Source organism: Phyllobacterium sp. OV277, from assembly GCF_900104355.1.
In the GTDB taxonomy this organism is placed as follows: domain Bacteria; phylum Pseudomonadota; class Alphaproteobacteria; order Rhizobiales; family Rhizobiaceae; genus Phyllobacterium.
In genome coordinates, this window is the sequence record NZ_FNIY01000009.1 from 105624 (window position 1) to 120969 (window position 15346).

Here is a 15346-nt window from a genome sequence, read left to right on the forward strand (position 1 = left end):
GCCTAGCGGGATTTGGCCGGATCGAGCGAAAACACCGCGCCATACATATAATCCAGCAAAGCTTTGCGATCGACCAATGGGGCAAGTTCCGACCAGTCCATGGTCCGGCCAATGCGCACATTGATAGCTTTTCCCGACAGTTTACGGAATTCCCGGATAAGCAGAGAAATACGCAGGGTCATGGAAATCTTGCTGGCAAGATGGAAGAAGCGACCATTCTGTCCACCGAAATATACAGGAATGACCGAGGCCTTGGCCTGCTGCACCAGCTTTGCCGGGAAAATCTTCCATGGAAGGTCTTCCGCCCGGCCAAAGCCCTTGCGCGCTGTCGCAACGCCGCCCGCCGGGAAGACGACAATGGTGACGCCCTCTTTCAACAGGCGCACGGCTTCGTGACGCGTCGCCATATTCATCGCCACGGCTTCCTTGGTCTCGTCAAAACAGACAGGCAGCGCATAGGGACGGATTTCCGGCACTTTCATCAGGTCATTATTGATGAGTACCCGGAACGGACGCCCGAGCTGTTCGGCCAATGCCAGGGCGGCAATGCCATCGCCAATGCCGAAAGGATGGTTGGCAACAATCACCAGCGGTGTTTCAGGCAAATGCTGCGGCGGCCATTGATCCTGAACATCGAGTTTGATGTTGATCAGGTCCATCATGCGGCAGAACACATCGATACCAACAGGGACAATATCCGTGCGCCACGCATTGTAGAGCCGCACATAATGATCGCGGCCCGACAGACCTTCAATCGAACGGATCAGCCATTGCGTTGCGCGTGACTGGGTGTCGTTGGCGTAGGAGAGTTCTCTGAACTGCACGTTTGCATCCCGGCAAATAGTGAATCGGCTGAATAATCACGCCATTCCATGACAGCGTGATGAAATTCACCACGCTGTCATAAAGTGTTTCGGGATTACTCGGCGGCCAGACGCAAAAGATCGGGCGGCGTTGCTTCATGGCTGAGCTGCTTAAGGGCGTCGTCAAGGCTGAGTGAAACCTGATTCTGCGAGCCAAGACGGCGCATATTGACCGTACGCTCTTCCGCCTCACGCATGCCGCAGACGAGAATGACCGGCACTTTCTGCAAGGAGTGCTCGCGCACCTTGTAGTTGATCTTCTCGTTGCGGAAATCCGTGATGACCTGAAGACCAGCAGCTTTCAGTTCCTTGGCAACCTGCCTGCCGTAATCGTCTGCTTCCGTGGTGATTGTGGCAACCACGACTTGCACCGGCGCAAACCACAGCGGCAGATGACCGGCAAAGTTCTCGATGAGAATGCCGAGGAAACGTTCCATCGAGCCACAGATGGCACGGTGGATCATCACCGGCTGTTTCTTTTCCGAGGTCGAGTCGATATAGAACGCACCAAAACGCTCAGGCAGATTGAAATCCACCTGTGTCGTTCCGCATTGCCACTCGCGGCCAATGGCGTCCTTCAGCGTGTATTCAAACTTGGGGCCGTAGAAGGCACCCTCGCCCGGCAGAATGCCGGTTTTGATATCGCTCGACTGCTGCTGGATCTGCTCCAGAACGCCCATCATGACCTCTTCGGCGCGATCCCAGAGCGCGTCCGAACCGACACGCTTTTCGGGACGTGTCGAAAGCTTGATGGTGATCTCATCGAAGCCAAAATCCTTGTAGACCGACAGGATCAGATCATTGATGCGCAGGCATTCGGCCGCCATCTGTTCGTCCGTGCAGAAAACATGCGCATCGTCCTGTGTGAAACCACGCACGCGCATCAGGCCATGCAGGGCGCCCGATGGTTCATAACGATGCACATTGCCGAATTCTGCAAGCCGTACCGGCAGATCACGGTAAGACTTCAAGCCATGCTTGAAGATTTGCACATGGCCGGGGCAGTTCATCGGTTTGAGCGCAAAAATGCGTTCATCGTCGGTTTCGTCGCCGGCAACCGTCACCTTGAACATGTTGTCGCGATACCAGCCCCAGTGACCCGACGTCTCCCACAGGGATTTGTCGAGGACTTGCGGTGCGTTGACCTCCTGATAGACGCCATCGAGACGGCGGCGCATATAGCTGACCAGCGTCTGGAACATGCGCCAGCCCTTGGCGTGCCAGAACACAACACCGGGGCCTTCTTCCTGGAAATGGAACAGGTCCATCTCACGGCCAAGCTTGCGGTGATCGCGCTTCTCGGCTTCCTCAAGCACATGCAGATAAGACTGCAATTCCGCATCGGTTGCGAAGGCCGTGCCGTAAATGCGGCTGAGCATCGGATTGTTGCTATCGCCGCGCCAGTAAGCACCGGCCACTTTCATCAGCTTGAAGGCATTGCCGACCTGCCCCGTCGAGGCCATATGCGGGCCACGGCAAAGGTCATACCAGTCGCCCTGCGCATAAATCTTCAGGTCCTGATTTTCAGGAATGGCATCGACAAGTTCAACCTTGTAGGCCTCGCCCTTGTCGGCAAAGACTTTCCGAGCCTTTTCGCGTGACCAGATTTCCTTGGTGAATGGCTTGTTGCGGCCAATAATCTCGCGCATCTTCTTCTCGATGACAGGCAGGTCATCGGGCGTGAAGGGCTCGTTCTTGGCAAAATCGTAGTAAAATCCGTTTTCGATCACCGGACCGATGGTAACTTGCGTACCCGGAAACAGTTCCTGCACGGCTTCGGCCAGAACGTGGGCACAGTCGTGCCGGATCAGCTCAAGCGCACGCGGATCATCGCGGGTCAGAATTTCAATGCTGCCCGAAGCCAGCAGCGGGTCGGAAAGATCGCGCACAACGCCATCAACCGCATAGGCGACTGCCTTCTTGGCAAGGGATTTCGAGATTGATTCAGCAAGTTCCGCACCAGATATGGCAGCGTCATAATCGCGCGTCGAGCCATCGGGGAATTGCATGGATACAGTTTTGGAAACTGTCTGTGACATCAGATTGCTCCTATCCAGTCCCGCCAACGGTTGCGGGTGGTGTTTGGTAACCGGAACGGCTCCGGCGAGCGGACTTTTAATCAGAGTTGTGACCGGCGTAAAGTACCTGTCGATGAAAAGGGGATTGGCTGCCTTACTTTACCTCAAGCCCCTTTTCTCCGTCATCCTCGGGCTTGACCCGAGGACCCACGGTAAACAGCAGGAATACATCCGCAATTTTTTAAGTTTCACGTTAGGGCAAACGTTGAATGCGCCGTGATCTCGGCTACTCAGTCGTGGGTCCTCGGGTCAAGCCCGAGGATGACGGAGAGTGGGAGAGATGGGTGTCAACTCTGCTTGCTCACCCCCCAATAGCGCCACGGCAAGTACCACACAAACCGCGCATCGAGCGATGTCGGCACAGGATCATGACCATGGCTGCCACCGGGCCCGCAGCGGACAAAGCGGAAGAGCCCCATCCAGCCACCCGTCCACAACCCATAGCGGGCAATGGATTCATAGGCATATTCAGAACAGGTCGGCAGGTGCCGACAGGAATTGCCGATAAAGCCTGATAAAGTCAGCTGGTAGAGCCTGATAAAGCCGGTTCCAAACAATCGTCCGGGAGTTTTCGGCCAGACACCGCCCCAGTTACGGGAATATTTTTTGGGTTTCCCGGCGGGATCATCAGCCGAATGCTCACACATGAGCGTCAGGCCGCAGCTTCGGCGTTTTTCTTCTCGATCTGGTCGAGGCAATCGACCACGGCCTCGAAAGTCAGCATGGTGGAATTGTGCCGCGCCTTGTAATCACGCACCGGCTCCAGAAACTTCAATTCCTCGAAACGCCCTTCCGGCGGCGTGCCATTTTCTTTCAGCATTTTAAACATGGCATCGCGCACATCGCGCAATTCCTGGCTTGTGGCCCCGATCACATGGCGGGCCATGATCGACGAGGACGCCTGACCAAGGGCGCAGGCTTTGACGTCATGGGCAAAATCCGTCACCACACCGTCTTTGACCTTCAGATCGACAATCACCGTCGAGCCGCAGAGTTTGGAGTGGGCTTTTGCGGATGCATCGGGGCTATCCAAACGTCCAAGCCGTTGAATATTTCCTGCAAATTCCAGAATACGCGTATTGTAGACGTCGTTGATCATAATGGACTTCCGCACCTCATCCGAACCAAAGTGTAACCAGAGAATTGTCTGGTATTTGGCCCTATGAATCCTGAATTCACTCTCTATATAGTATTTGAGCGGGCCAGCATAAAGCACCATGGCGTAAATTCTGCGACAATGGTATTTGTGATCGCCCAGGCGGAAGCTTTCGGGCCAAGCCGGCTTCAATACACCGCGTACTCGTTACGGAACGATTATCGTGTATTGCCGTTTAACTCGTCGCTCCTCTGAGGGCGACTACGGGAGATCGCGATGGATGCGGTAATAAAAAGTTTGCAGTCAACGACTGTCAATCAGAACAATCTACGACGTCCGACACAGGAAGAAGCGGAAGCAGCAGTGCGCACGCTGTTACTCTGGGCCGGTGACAATCCGGATCGTGAAGGTCTTCTGGATACGCCGCAGCGCGTCGCCAAGGCCTATAAGGAGCTGTTCTCGGGCTATGATGAAAGCCCTGATGACGTGCTCGGCCGGACCTTCGAGGAGGTCGCCGGATATGACGATATTGTCTTTATAAAAGACATTCCGTTCTTTTCCCATTGCGAGCATCATATGGTTCCCATCATCGGCAAGGCACATGTTGCATACCTTCCCGATGGCGAAAAAGTGGTTGGCCTGTCCAAGATTGCCCGCGTGGTTCACATGTTTGCCCGTCGTCTGCAAACGCAGGAGAGCATGACGGCGCAGATTGCCAATGCCATTCAGGATTCGCTGCGCCCGCGTGGTGTAGCCGTCATGATCGAGGCCGAGCATATGTGCATGGCCATGCGCGGTATTCGCGTCTCCGGCTCGACAACAACCACGACCACTTTCACCGGTGCGTTCAAGGCTGATGTCAATGAGCAGGTTCGCTTCATGACACTTCTCAAGGGCCGCTAGGCGCTTTCATTTCCAGAATTGGCATTCATGAGCAACGGTTCCTTTTCGTCTCCCCTTGCGGACAAACATGACAATGAAGAAGGCGCGGTGTTTGCACCGCGCTTTGACGCTGCTGGTCTGGTGACCACCATCGTTACCGATGCGCATGATGGTCATCTCCTCATGGTGGCGCATATGAATGCGGAAGCATTGCGCCTCACTTTGGCGACCGGCATTGCCCATTACTGGTCCCGTTCGCGTCAGTCGCTCTGGAAAAAGGGCGAGACGTCAGGAAATCTGCAATCAGTCGTAGAAATGCGTACCGATTGCGATCAGGATGCTCTTTGGCTCAAGGTGACAGTGGCTGGAAATGGCCCTACCTGTCACACTGGCCGCAGATCATGTTTCTACCGCCAAGTCGTCAGCGAAAATGGCACATCCCATCTGGTCATGACACCCGCGACGTAGCGCAACTTTTGCTACCAAGCACTGTCGAACGACTGCTCTCATTTTCGTTGGTTGGCTAAGCGGCCATAATTCCGCAATATTCATGCTTTGGATACCAAAGTGAGGGGATAATGTGCGAATACGACTTTAGGAGTGCAAGCCATGCTCGAATGGGCATCGCGACGGTTGCGTGCGGCGGAACCGATTGGCGTCACTGACGGCCCGAAGGTACCTGTTCTGGACCCGTCCCCACATGTTGAAAAAAGAGCCCCCATTGCGCTGGCGCTTGGCGGCGGCGCGGCGCGCGGCTGGGCCCATATTGGCGTGTTGCGTGCGCTTGACGAAGCGGGTATCGAAATTTCCATGATCGCGGGAACGTCGATTGGCGCACTGGTGGGCGGCTGCTATCTTGGCGGCAAACTCGATCAGCTGGAAGAGTTCGCGCGCAGCCTGACCAAACGCGGTATTTTCAGCCTGCTGGATCTGCGTTTCGGTGGCAACGGCATTTTCGGCGGCATGAAACTTGACCGCCGCTTGCGCGAACATCTGGCCGAACTTGCCATTGAGGATTTGCCAAAGCCTTTCGTTGCGGTGTGCACCGAGATCAATACCGGTCACGAAATCTGGCTGACGCGCGGCAGCCTCATCACTGCCATGCGTGCTTCCTATGCCCTGCCCGGCGTGTTTGAACCCGTTGCCTGCAATGGCCGCATTCTGGTTGATGGCGCGCTGGTAAACCCTGTGCCGGTTTCCGTCTGCCGCTCCTATGAACAACCGCTGGTGGTGGCGGTGAACCTGCATTACGACCAGTTCGGTCGTGCAGCGGTGATCAAGCATTCGGCGGAAGCACCGAGCGCGCAGGACGTCGAACCGGAAGGCGCAGGCAGCCATTTTCGTGCAGCGCGGGCCACGCGGCTTGGGATAACAGGCGTGATGATGGAATCCTTCAACATCATTCAGGACCGGATTTCACGCGCCCGCATGGCAGGCGATCCGCCTGATATCGCGCTATTGCCGAAAATCGGCCATGTGGGGCTTGCCGAGTTTCATCGTGCCGATGAGGCGATCAAACTCGGCTATGAGGAAACCATGGCCCGGCTCGGCGAACTCGAGCGCATGCAAAAGGTTGTTTTTTAAACCACCAGTATCAACACAACCGCTTCAGGCGGTTGCGATATAGCTACGAATTTCTTCGGATTCGCGCTCGACCTCTTCGATACGCAGTTTCACCACGTCACCGATCGAGACGATGCCATGCAATGCCCCGTCTTTTTCGACAGGCAGATGGCGGAACCGACCGCGGGTCATCATTTCCATCACCTGATTCACCGTGTGCATTTCCGAGCAGACGCTGACCTTGACGGTCATGATATCCGAGATCGGACGCCAGAGCGCATCAGCGCCGTCGGCAGCAATGGCGCGCACAACATCGCGCTCGGACAAAATGCCTTTGATGGCTCGTTTTTCATCCACGATAACAATTGCACCAATCTTGTGCTTTGCAAGTGCAGCAACAGCATCACCGAGTGTCGTGTCGGGTGCAGCGCTAAAAACGTCGTAGCCTTTGCGTTCCAGTATTAATTTGACTGTCATGTACGTCCTCCTTGCACATTAGCCTGATGAACACCTGACCGCCGGAATCCTCCTTTATCCCCGCGACCAATACGCCATGGTGCGCGTATGTTGCACCCAATGCAACAGCTTTGCAATTATTCCAACAGTTCAGCGCCGGTCCGGACGATCGAACAGGGCAACACCGAAAAAGCCAAGGAGAAAGCCGCCAATATGCGCTTCCCAGGCTATGGTTGCCGCGCCCTGGCCCGGCGTGAAGGCAAAAAGACCGGTTGCGATATTGGTGATGAACCAGACTGCGACGAAGACAAGAACCGTGCGGGTTCTCAAGGCGACCGCGATTGGCAGGATCGGTCCGGTGAATGCAGCAGAATTGCGCTGCGTTGAGCGGCGGAAGCCGAAACGCGCAGCAGCACCCATCATGCCTGAGATGGCGCCCGAAGCGCCAACCAGAGGGATCGGGCTTGCCGGATAAATGGCAAAATGCAGCATGACGGCGGCAATCGCCGTGACGACCCAGAACAGCGATGTACGCAGCGGCCCGATACGCGCAGCGAGCGGCGAGCCAAACGCAGCCAGCCAGATCATGTTGAGCGCGATATGGGCAAAACTGCCATGCATGAAGGAATAGGTGACGGTGGTGAGCCACGCCGCCGGTGAATAAAACCCGCCAAACTGGGAAAAGCGCGCCGGGATGAAAGCATAATCCAGCAGGAAATTATTGTCCTGCGCGTCGGTCAGCACATAATTCTCGATCAAAAACACCGCGATGCAAATCGCAAAAATGGCAAGGATGACGCCGGGAATGTTGAAGATCGGCTCGCGTGCCGGTGGCTGATTGTGCGCGTTCGTAGGCTCGGTCATTCTTCCCGCCGCTGATTCACTTGAGAACTCTGCTTAGCAGCAAACTCACCAAACAAAAATAAGGCCGTTCAATGAACATGAACGGCCTCAATTTGAATACTTCAACAGATAACTCTACTCGCCATCCTTGTGGCACAGAGCACCCACCCGCTCAATCTAAACCATTTGTTAACCTTAACTGCCCCCCACGGTGGACACAGCCGCATCATCAATGGCGCTTCTGAGCCGCCGGTGCGAATGTCTGGCTGGTTAAACACACTCTCCATGCAGAATTAGAAACCAGCGGGTCTCAACCCTCAACCGGAAGCATCATATGCGGCATGATGGAGCGAGCGAGCTTTTCGCCTATTGGAACGATCTGCGCGGAACCCGCGCAGCACCGGAGCGGCGGGAAATATCACCTGCCCTCATCCGCTCGCGCCTGTCCGACACGTTCATCCTGCGCGCCAGCGGGGCATCTGAAGCACGCTTCCGGTTGGCAGGAACGCGCATCTGCTCGATCTATGGACGTGAACTTAAAGGCCAGACATTTACCTCAATCTGGCAGACCAAGGACAAATCAGTCATTGCACGGATCATCTCCAGCAGCCTGACAACCAAGACCGTCGTCCAGTCCACCTATGAGGGCAAAAGCAGCCGTGGCCGCAAAATGCTGTTCAATCTCATTCTCCTGCCGCTGGCAAACGAGGTGAATGAACGGCATCTCCTCGGCATGATAACCGCCGCGGGTAAACCGTTCTGGCTGGAATCCGATGCGATCATCGAGAACAGTCTCCGGTCGATATCCATGGTCGACCCGCTTCAGTCAACTGTTGTGCCGGTCAATCATCCATTACAGGAAGACCACAGACTTGTGGTGGCGAACAGGCTGTTGCCTGCCCCCAATGGCAGCCGCCGGGTGAGGCATCTCATGGTTTTCGACGGTGGGAAAATCCCCGATTAGGTCGGCAAACTCTAATAAATCCTTACCCTGTTACCTCGCCGTTAAGACTTGTGTTCTAATCTGGATTGATCGAAATCCATTTTAGCCTCCCGGATACACTTCATGCATCTGACCCGTGACGATACAAATCCGACTATCGGCGCCATGGGAAAGTTTCATCGCGTGAAGGTGGAGCTTTATGGCCGCTTCATGCTGGAAGACCGCACCGAGCATGTCTGCCAGATCGACGAGATGTCGCCGGGCGATGCCCTCTTCACCACGGAAGTTATGGCAAGCACCGGCGAGCGTATCATCGCCTATATCGATCATATCGGCCGGGTTGAGGGTCATGTGGAGCGTCTGGTCAGTGGCGGCTTCCTGCTTGCGCTCATTGCTTCAGACCGCAAGAAGAACAAGATCGCGGCGCAGCTGACCTGGCTTGCCAACAAGCATGAACTTGATATGCCCGAGGACCGGCGCCATCAGCGCATTGCGCCAAGCAATCCGATTTCCATGCTTGGCATGTCCGATGGCCGCGAATATCCCTGCCGTATCATCGATCTGTCGATTTCAGGTGCCGCCGTCGAAATCCGCATGCGCCCTGCCCTGAACAGTCAGGTTGTTCTGGGTTCCATGCGCGGACGTGTCGTGCGCCATTTCGAAGAAGGGATCGCGATTGAGTTCGCAAACGTCCAAAGCCGCGAAACAATCGAAATCGCCTTCGAGAACTAGACGGCTTCAGGAGCCGGTATAGGGCGTACCGTCCTTGTGGACGAACCGCCCATCGGAACTGGCGCTCATCATATCAATATCGGAACAGGTGATAAGGTCTTGCGGGTTGCGTGAGCCCACCTCGAGATAAACAGCCATAGCCGACGATCTGTTGATCATGTGATGGCCATTACCGGTGTTTTTGGCAAACGTTGCGCAGTCGCCTGCTTTCAATATCGTTTCGCCGCCATCTTCGATAAGCGTCACTTCGCCCTCAAGGATATAGACAAACTCGTCCTCGTGGCTATGCCAATGACGCTGGCTCGACCAACTGCCTGCCGGTAATGTCATCAGATTAACGCCGAAATCACTCAGACCACCCGCATCGCCAAGACGCCGCCGCGTCCGTGCGGCGCAGGGTGCATCGAAAGGCGGCGGATAACCTGAACCAGGACGGACAGGCACGGTGGCAAGATCGATCTTGGGCATGGAACGGCTCCTCCTTTGCGAACCCGCACGTTAAACGAAAGCCGCCCTTAAGAACATTCCATCACTACCTTCCGTCTTGGTTACTAAAAGCATACATTTTGGCCGAATGTGGGCGATGCAGCTTTAAGTGATTGTCAATCACACTTTATTCGGAAAAACAGAACCTTAACCCCTATATACTTTGTACATCTTCACGTATTCTTACTTTAAATAAAATGGTAATATTTAATAATACTTTGCAAACGCTCAATAGTTTATTTTTTACTACTTATTTTTCTCACATTTATTTCTTCTATTTACCGGCTGGTCAATGTCTCCATGCCATTCTCGCCTTAACCGGGAGACGACGGTAATGATAAAAAGCATGATTTTAGCGGGCGCAGCCCTTCTTATGATGACCATGACTGTACAGGCAGGACCGGTACGGTCTTCGGCAACAGTGATGCAAACCGGCGGGCGTACATCGCAGCCGATCGGTCATTATGATTTTTGCCAGATCTATCAGGATGAATGCCGCATCAAAAGCATCAGCGATACGCCTGTAACATTGACCCCAAAGGTCTGGGCACAGCTGGTTCAGATCAACACCACTGTGAATACGCAGATAAAGCCGGAAACCGATATGGAAATCTGGGGCAAGGCTGAAGTCTGGTCCTATCCAACCACTGTCGGCGATTGTGAGGATTATGTTCTGCTCAAGCGCAAGATGCTGATTGAGCGCGGCCTGCCCGTTAATTCACTGCTCATCACTGTTGTCCGGCAGATGAATGGCGAAGGCCACGCAGTTCTTACCGTGCGCACGGATCGCGGTGACTATGTGCTCGACAATCTGGAAGCGCAGATCAAGCCATGGAACGAAACGACCTATGACTATCTGAAGCGCCAGTCGATCTACAACACAGGCGCATGGGTTTCGATCAGTGACGACCGACAGGTTCTCGTTGGCAGTATCGCGCAGTAGGATTTACACACCCGCTTTCATGATAAGCCAGTTCCGGCAACGGAGCTGGCTTTTTCATGAAGCCCACAGATCAGATTGGCTCCATGCCGCGCATGAAGCGCTTGCCGTTTTCGACATAATGGGCTGCCGAGAGTCTGAGCTGCTCAATGGCCGCATCATCCAAAGTGCGAATAACACGGGCGGGCGAGCCGACGATCAGCGAATTATCGGGAAATTCTTTGCGTTCCATCACAAGCGCACCGGCTCCCACCAGCGAGTTTTTGCCGATCTTCGCGCCGTTGAGAATAATGGCACCCATGCCAATCAATGTATTTTCGCCAATGGTGCAGCCATGCAGCATGGCGCGGTGGCCGATGGTGCAGCCCTCGCCGATTGTCAGCGGATAGCCCATATCCGTATGCATCACCGTGTGCTCCTGCACATTGGTGTTGCGGCCAACATGGATGGGTTCATTATCGCCGCGCAAAACCGACCCAAACCAGATGCCGGCATTCTCGCCAAGGAAAATCCTGCCAACCAATACGGCATCGGGCGCGATCCAGTTTGACTCCCGGTGTTCAAATTCGGGCGCGTGGCCATCAAGCGTATATATGGGCATAAATCCTCCTGAGATTCGCTGATGCCAGCTTAGCCACCCAAATGCATTCTTCACAGACGATTAACCATAAATCAGCACTTTGCCGCTAATCTTCTCCCGATCTCAGGCAGCTTCAAAAGCTGCCAACAGGACCGGAAGAGCGATGCAAACCTCTGCACAGCGCGTGGAACCGATAACCGGCAGCCCTTTTCTGCAACGCATCTTCTATGGCGTCATCGCTCTTGCGCTCATCACCGCAGCCCTGGCGGCGGCCGGGCATTATTTCGGCCATACCATTTCGCTTGGCGGACATACGGAAGATACGACGCCGCACGAGATTGTTATCGGCAATAGTGTGCTTGAATTGCCTGCCAATGCCATCCGCTTCCGGGCGCAGCGCGGCGACGGGGTGGCCCAAAGGGTCGATCTCTATCTGCACTGGCCCGATATGCAGGGTTATCAGCCAACATTTATCAAGGATTTCAATGGCGCAGGTGAGACAAAAACACTGCTGTTCTTGACCTTCGAGCCACGCGCCACATCCCGCGACATGTCAGGCCGCTATGGCCCGATCTATAGCACGCTGACCGATGGTCCCGGCATCAAAGGCCCATCTGGACTAACCATCCAGAATTTCCTGACAACAAGTGGCTTCGTGAGCGAACAGCTTGTCACCTCATCCCAAAGCAAAAATCGCGAATTGTTTGTTGCCCGCTGTCTCGACGAGGAAACATCAAAAGCCAATCTGGCATCGTGCCAGCGCGATATCTTCATTGGTGAGGATTTGCAGTTGACCTACCGTTTTCCGCGCGAATTTCTCGCGATCTGGCAGGAATTGGACCAGAAGGTCCTAAGCTTTGCGCAAGGTCATCTTAAAACACCGAAGTGACGCCACGAAGGGCGGCACTTCCTCTCTTCACAGCGTTTTGCCGTCAGAGATCCATGTCGAGAATAGCCATGGAGAAGTTGTAGGACAGTTCGCCCTCATCTTCATCCTTGTAGATCAGGCCGAGAAATTCATCGCCAAGATAGAGTTCAGCTGAGTCGTCCTTGCGTGGACGCGCCTTTACCGTGAGGTCCGTGTTTCTGAATGTGCGCTTGAAATAGCTGTCGAGTTTTTTCAGTTCTTCGGGTTTCACGCGGTTTCTCCTGTCGAATAGATAATCTGGAAGCGGGCTTGTGGCATGCGATAACCGGCCCTGTAAAGGGCCGGTGTTGTCGTTTCTGGCAGCTGAAGTCTCTGCTTCAGTCGAAATTGGTGACAAGCTGGTCCATGGCGCGGGACGGTTCCGTACAGCCGGCTTCGCCAACGACGCGGGCGGGAACCCCGGCGACGGTGACATTATGCGGAACGGGTTTCAACACCACGGAACCGGAAGCGACTTTTGAGCAATGGCCGATTTCAATATTGCCAAGGATGTTGGCGCCAGCGCCAATAAGAACGCCATGGCGAATCTTTGGATGGCGATCGCCGGTTTCCTTGCCCGTACCGCCAAGCGTTACGCCCTGAAGGATCGACACATTGTCTTCAATAACGGCAGTCATCCCCACAACAATGCCGGTGGCATGGTCGAAGAACACACCCTGCCCCATAGGCACGGCGGGATGAATATCCACCTGGAAAACCGAGGAAGAGCGGCTCTGCAGATAGAGCGCAAAATCCTTGCGGCCCTCATTCCACAGCCAATGCGCCAGCCGGTGCGTCTGGATTGCCTGAAATCCCTTGAAATAGAGGATCGGTTCGATGAACCGGGTGCAGGCGGGATCGCGGTCATAAACAGCCTGAATGTCGACGCGCAGGATTTGCGACCAGCCGGGCGTCGCTTCCATCATCGCGGTAAATGTCTGGCGCAGCAGTTCCGATTCCACATCCGGATGATCAAGCCGCTGCGAAATGCGGTGAATAACCGCCTGTTCCAGCGACTGGTGGTTGAGAATCGTGGTGTAAAGGAACGTGGCAAGAAGAGGCTCCTGACGGATCGTCTCTTCGGCTTCGGCGCGGATGGAAAGCCAAATCGGGTCCATCTGCTTGACTGAACCGGCCAATTTCATCGGGTTGCTTGCGGACATGTCCTACTCCAGGCAATCAGCCAATATTCTTGCTTCATCCCCTAGCATACGGCAAAAATGATATTCTGACACTTCAAATTCCTGAACTCTGGCCCCAAGAAAAATTGAAGATATGATCGACTTGTCTGAACATCATCCGGCACTGCCAGAGGGTCTGCATTTCACGCATTCGGACTATACCGCTACCATTTTCTTCGACAGGCCCGCCAGAAAAAACGCCATCACTGCCGCGATGTGGGCTGCATTGCCGCAACTCATGGCTCATTTGGACGGCAATCCTGACGTGCGCGTTGTGGTTTTTGAGGGCGTGGGAAGCGATTTTTCTGCCGGTGCTGATATCAGCGAATTTGAAACGGTGCGCAAAGATGCGCAGACAGCGCGCCTTTATGAAACGCAGAATGTCCAAGCTTTTGAAGCTGTTCGCAAGTTTTCCAAACCCAGCATAGCAGCCATTCGCGGCATCTGCTTTGGTGGTGCATTCGGTATTGCAGCGGCTTGCGACCTCAGACTGGCAACGGATGATGCACGATTTTGCGTTCCACCGGCAAAGCTCGGCCTTGCCTATCCGCGTCAGGCAATGGCGATATTGTCGAGGCTGTTGGTCCGCAAATGGCACGCTTTCTCACTTTTACCGGCGCTGTTATCAATGCGGAAACGGCGTTCAAAAGTGGCTTTCTGCTTGAGATCACCAACGCTGGACAACTTGACGAGCGCGTATCAGCGATCTCTGCGGAGATAAGCGGCAATGCACCGCTCAGCATCAAGGCATCCAAACAGGCGATCCGCGCATCCATCACACGCGAACCTGCCGATCTCGATCAGGCGGACCGTCTGGGTGACATGACATTCGAAAGTCTCGATTATGCCGAGGGACGCGCGGCCTTTCGCGAAAAACGCAAGCCGCGTTTCAACGGCACATAACCGTTAAAGCGGGTGTTCCTTGAGGAATTTAACCACGGCTTCCTTGAATACCTTGTCGCCCACCGCAAGCATATGATCGCGGTTTGGGATATCGATGGCCTCGCCATGCGGCATCAGGGCCGCGAGCTTATGCGGACTGCCGCCAATATCATCCTTCGTTCCCACGGCAACCAGTGCAGGCTGGGTGATGCGCGCCATATTGGCTTCGCTGATTTCCTCCTTGGAGGTGATCACACAGGCGGCCAGCGCAATCTTGTCGCTTTTGGTTTTGTCAGCAAACATGCGGAACATTTTTCCGCGCGGATGCGTCACTGATTCAGCGTCATCAGCCAGCAGTGCCTCGGCAATGGGATTCCAGTCACCGGCGCCTTCGACCATGCCAATGCCAAGCCCGCCAAAGATAACATCATGCACCAGTTCCGGATGTTCCAAGGCCAGAAAGGCGGTAATGCGCGCACCCATGGAATAGCCCATCACATGGGCTTTTTTGATACCGAGATGCTTGAGCAACGCAGCAGCGTCACCCGCCATCAGTGTCGGCGTATACAGTGATTTTTCGTGCGGCTTATCGGATTGGCCATGACCACGATTGTCAATGGCAATCGCCCGGTAGCCAGCGGCCGTCAGCGTCGGAACCCAACCCGGTTGAACCCAATTGTAAAAATGCGATGAGGCAAAGCCATGGATGAGCAGGATCGGTTCGCCCTCGCCTTCATCAATATAAGCGAGTTTTACTCCAGCATTTTCAAAGAATTTCATAGGGTGGGTACTCATTGATTTGGTGCAAAAGTAAGAGGGTTTTTGCTGGGATACAAGTTCATGGGTTTGAATGTGGTCGTGGTTCGTGGTTCGTGGTTCGACAAGCTCACCATGAGGGAGAGTGAGGATGCAAC

Annotated in this window: 18 protein-coding genes and 1 pseudogene; 8 read left to right on the forward strand and 11 right to left on the reverse strand. The window is 54.6% G+C overall.

Features of this window, described 5'->3' with window-relative positions; genetic code table 11:
• Window positions 1-2: 2 nt before the first annotated feature.
• From BLU05_RS21690 to BLU05_RS21705, 4 genes are all read right to left on the reverse strand, one after another.
• On the reverse strand, window positions 3-824 hold the full coding sequence (locus tag BLU05_RS21690) for a lysophospholipid acyltransferase family protein (RefSeq protein ID WP_091884709.1): 822 nt from the start codon (window positions 822-824) through the stop codon (window positions 3-5).
• A gap of 95 nt (window positions 825-919) precedes the next feature.
• Window positions 920-2902, reverse strand: a complete 1983-nt coding sequence (thrS, locus tag BLU05_RS21695) for a threonine--tRNA ligase (RefSeq protein WP_091884712.1) — start codon at window positions 2900-2902, stop codon at window positions 920-922.
• 326 nt (window positions 2903-3228) lie between these two features.
• Window positions 3229-3588: a membrane protein insertion efficiency factor YidD gene (gene yidD / locus BLU05_RS21700; protein WP_091884714.1), complete on the reverse strand. Its 360-nt coding sequence runs from the start codon at window positions 3586-3588 to the stop codon at window positions 3229-3231.
• 5 nt (window positions 3589-3593) lie between these two features.
• Complete coding sequence (locus BLU05_RS21705) at window positions 3594-4040, reverse strand: iron-sulfur cluster assembly scaffold protein (protein ID WP_091884883.1); 447 nt, start codon at window positions 4038-4040, stop codon at window positions 3594-3596.
• 273 nt (window positions 4041-4313) lie between these two features.
• On the opposite strand from BLU05_RS21705, the gene folE reads away from it, so the two are divergent.
• The 3 genes from folE (at window position 4314) to BLU05_RS21720 (ending at window position 6503) form a co-directional block, all read left to right on the forward strand.
• Window positions 4314-4940, forward strand: a complete 627-nt coding sequence (folE, locus tag BLU05_RS21710) for a GTP cyclohydrolase I FolE (protein ID WP_091884717.1) — start codon at window positions 4314-4316, stop codon at window positions 4938-4940.
• Between the two features lie 27 nt (window positions 4941-4967).
• Window positions 4968-5387: a phosphoribosyl-AMP cyclohydrolase gene (hisI, locus tag BLU05_RS21715; RefSeq protein ID WP_091884719.1), complete on the forward strand. Its 420-nt coding sequence runs from the start codon at window positions 4968-4970 to the stop codon at window positions 5385-5387.
• Window positions 5388-5528: 141 nt separating this feature from the next.
• Window positions 5529-6503 carry a patatin family protein gene (locus tag BLU05_RS21720; RefSeq protein ID WP_091884722.1) on the forward strand — a complete coding sequence of 325 codons (975 nt, stop codon included), beginning with the start codon at window positions 5529-5531 and terminating at the stop codon, window positions 6501-6503.
• Window positions 6504-6527: 24 nt separating this feature from the next.
• Here the strand turns inward: BLU05_RS21720 and BLU05_RS21725 are convergent, their stop codons facing one another.
• Window positions 6528-6959: a CBS domain-containing protein gene (locus tag BLU05_RS21725; protein WP_091884725.1), complete on the reverse strand. Its 432-nt coding sequence runs from the start codon at window positions 6957-6959 to the stop codon at window positions 6528-6530.
• Between the two features lie 129 nt (window positions 6960-7088).
• On the reverse strand, window positions 7089-7802 hold the full coding sequence (locus tag BLU05_RS21730) for a rhomboid family intramembrane serine protease (RefSeq protein WP_091884727.1): 714 nt from the start codon (window positions 7800-7802) through the stop codon (window positions 7089-7091).
• A 313-nt stretch (window positions 7803-8115) separates the two neighbouring features.
• Here BLU05_RS21730 and BLU05_RS21735 point away from each other — a divergent pair, with 313 nt between their 5' ends.
• Together BLU05_RS21735 and BLU05_RS21740 are read left to right on the forward strand one after the other, a co-directional pair.
• Window positions 8116-8745: a PAS domain-containing protein gene (locus tag BLU05_RS21735; protein WP_091884730.1), complete on the forward strand. Its 630-nt coding sequence runs from the start codon at window positions 8116-8118 to the stop codon at window positions 8743-8745.
• A gap of 102 nt (window positions 8746-8847) precedes the next feature.
• Window positions 8848-9456, forward strand: a complete 609-nt coding sequence (locus BLU05_RS21740; protein ID WP_091884732.1) for a PilZ domain-containing protein — start codon at window positions 8848-8850, stop codon at window positions 9454-9456.
• Window positions 9457-9462: 6 nt separating this feature from the next.
• Here BLU05_RS21740 and BLU05_RS21745 read toward each other — a convergent pair whose 3' ends face one another.
• Window positions 9463-9924, reverse strand: coding sequence for a cupin domain-containing protein (locus BLU05_RS21745; RefSeq protein ID WP_091884735.1), 462 nt, complete (start codon window positions 9922-9924; stop codon window positions 9463-9465).
• Between the two features lie 391 nt (window positions 9925-10315).
• On the opposite strand from BLU05_RS21745, the gene BLU05_RS21750 reads away from it, so the two are divergent.
• Window positions 10316-10885: a transglutaminase-like cysteine peptidase gene (locus tag BLU05_RS21750; RefSeq protein WP_244518488.1), complete on the forward strand. Its 570-nt coding sequence runs from the start codon at window positions 10316-10318 to the stop codon at window positions 10883-10885.
• A gap of 70 nt (window positions 10886-10955) precedes the next feature.
• On the opposite strand, the gene BLU05_RS21755 is transcribed toward BLU05_RS21750, so the two are convergent.
• Window positions 10956-11483, reverse strand: coding sequence for a gamma carbonic anhydrase family protein (locus BLU05_RS21755; protein ID WP_091884740.1), 528 nt, complete (start codon window positions 11481-11483; stop codon window positions 10956-10958).
• Between the two features lie 142 nt (window positions 11484-11625).
• Here BLU05_RS21755 and BLU05_RS21760 point away from each other — a divergent pair, with 142 nt between their 5' ends.
• Complete coding sequence (locus tag BLU05_RS21760) at window positions 11626-12351, forward strand: hypothetical protein (RefSeq protein ID WP_091884742.1); 726 nt, start codon at window positions 11626-11628, stop codon at window positions 12349-12351.
• Between the two features lie 43 nt (window positions 12352-12394).
• Here the strand turns inward: BLU05_RS21760 and BLU05_RS21765 are convergent, their stop codons facing one another.
• Together BLU05_RS21765 and cysE are read right to left on the reverse strand one after the other, a co-directional pair.
• A complete protein-coding gene (locus BLU05_RS21765) occupies window positions 12395-12601 on the reverse strand; it encodes a DUF3126 family protein (protein ID WP_091884745.1) in 207 nt (68 codons plus the stop codon).
• 106 nt (window positions 12602-12707) lie between these two features.
• The gene (gene cysE, locus BLU05_RS21770) at window positions 12708-13532 is read right to left on the reverse strand and encodes a serine O-acetyltransferase (RefSeq protein WP_091884748.1); all 825 of its coding nucleotides are present in this window, start codon (window positions 13530-13532) and stop codon (window positions 12708-12710) included.
• Window positions 13533-13764: 232 nt separating this feature from the next.
• Here cysE and BLU05_RS21775 point away from each other — a divergent pair.
• Window positions 13765-14453, forward strand: a pseudogene (locus tag BLU05_RS21775) (enoyl-CoA hydratase-related protein).
• 3 nt (window positions 14454-14456) lie between these two features.
• Here the strand turns inward: BLU05_RS21775 and BLU05_RS21780 are convergent.
• Complete coding sequence (locus BLU05_RS21780; RefSeq protein ID WP_175540705.1) at window positions 14457-15227, reverse strand: alpha/beta fold hydrolase; 771 nt, start codon at window positions 15225-15227, stop codon at window positions 14457-14459.
• Between the last annotated feature and the right edge of the window lie 119 nt (window positions 15228-15346).

Excerpts from the sequence above, each read along its gene's own strand:
- thrS (WP_091884712.1), bottom strand. The coding sequence starts at position 2,902 with ATGTCACAGACAGTTTCCAAAACTGTATCCATGCAATTCCCCGATGGC.
- yidD (WP_091884714.1), bottom strand. The coding sequence starts at position 3,588 with ATGTGTGAGCATTCGGCTGATGATCCCGCCGGGAAACCCAAAAAATAT.
- BLU05_RS21705 (WP_091884883.1), bottom strand. The coding sequence starts at position 4,040 with ATGATCAACGACGTCTACAATACGCGTATTCTGGAATTTGCAGGAAAT.
- folE (WP_091884717.1), top strand. The coding sequence starts at position 4,314 with ATGGATGCGGTAATAAAAAGTTTGCAGTCAACGACTGTCAATCAGAAC.
- hisI (WP_091884719.1), top strand. The coding sequence starts at position 4,968 with ATGAGCAACGGTTCCTTTTCGTCTCCCCTTGCGGACAAACATGACAAT.
- BLU05_RS21720 (WP_091884722.1), top strand. The coding sequence starts at position 5,529 with ATGCTCGAATGGGCATCGCGACGGTTGCGTGCGGCGGAACCGATTGGC.
- BLU05_RS21725 (WP_091884725.1), bottom strand. The coding sequence starts at position 6,959 with ATGACAGTCAAATTAATACTGGAACGCAAAGGCTACGACGTTTTTAGC.
- BLU05_RS21730 (WP_091884727.1), bottom strand. The coding sequence starts at position 7,802 with ATGACCGAGCCTACGAACGCGCACAATCAGCCACCGGCACGCGAGCCG.
- BLU05_RS21735 (WP_091884730.1), top strand. The coding sequence starts at position 8,116 with ATGCGGCATGATGGAGCGAGCGAGCTTTTCGCCTATTGGAACGATCTG.
- BLU05_RS21740 (WP_091884732.1), top strand. The coding sequence starts at position 8,848 with ATGCATCTGACCCGTGACGATACAAATCCGACTATCGGCGCCATGGGA.
- BLU05_RS21745 (WP_091884735.1), bottom strand. The coding sequence starts at position 9,924 with ATGCCCAAGATCGATCTTGCCACCGTGCCTGTCCGTCCTGGTTCAGGT.
- BLU05_RS21750 (WP_244518488.1), top strand. The coding sequence starts at position 10,316 with ATGATGACCATGACTGTACAGGCAGGACCGGTACGGTCTTCGGCAACA.
- BLU05_RS21755 (WP_091884740.1), bottom strand. The coding sequence starts at position 11,483 with ATGCCCATATATACGCTTGATGGCCACGCGCCCGAATTTGAACACCGG.
- BLU05_RS21760 (WP_091884742.1), top strand. The coding sequence starts at position 11,626 with ATGCAAACCTCTGCACAGCGCGTGGAACCGATAACCGGCAGCCCTTTT.
- cysE (WP_091884748.1), bottom strand. The coding sequence starts at position 13,532 with ATGTCCGCAAGCAACCCGATGAAATTGGCCGGTTCAGTCAAGCAGATG.
- BLU05_RS21780 (WP_175540705.1), bottom strand. The coding sequence starts at position 15,227 with ATGAGTACCCACCCTATGAAATTCTTTGAAAATGCTGGAGTAAAACTC.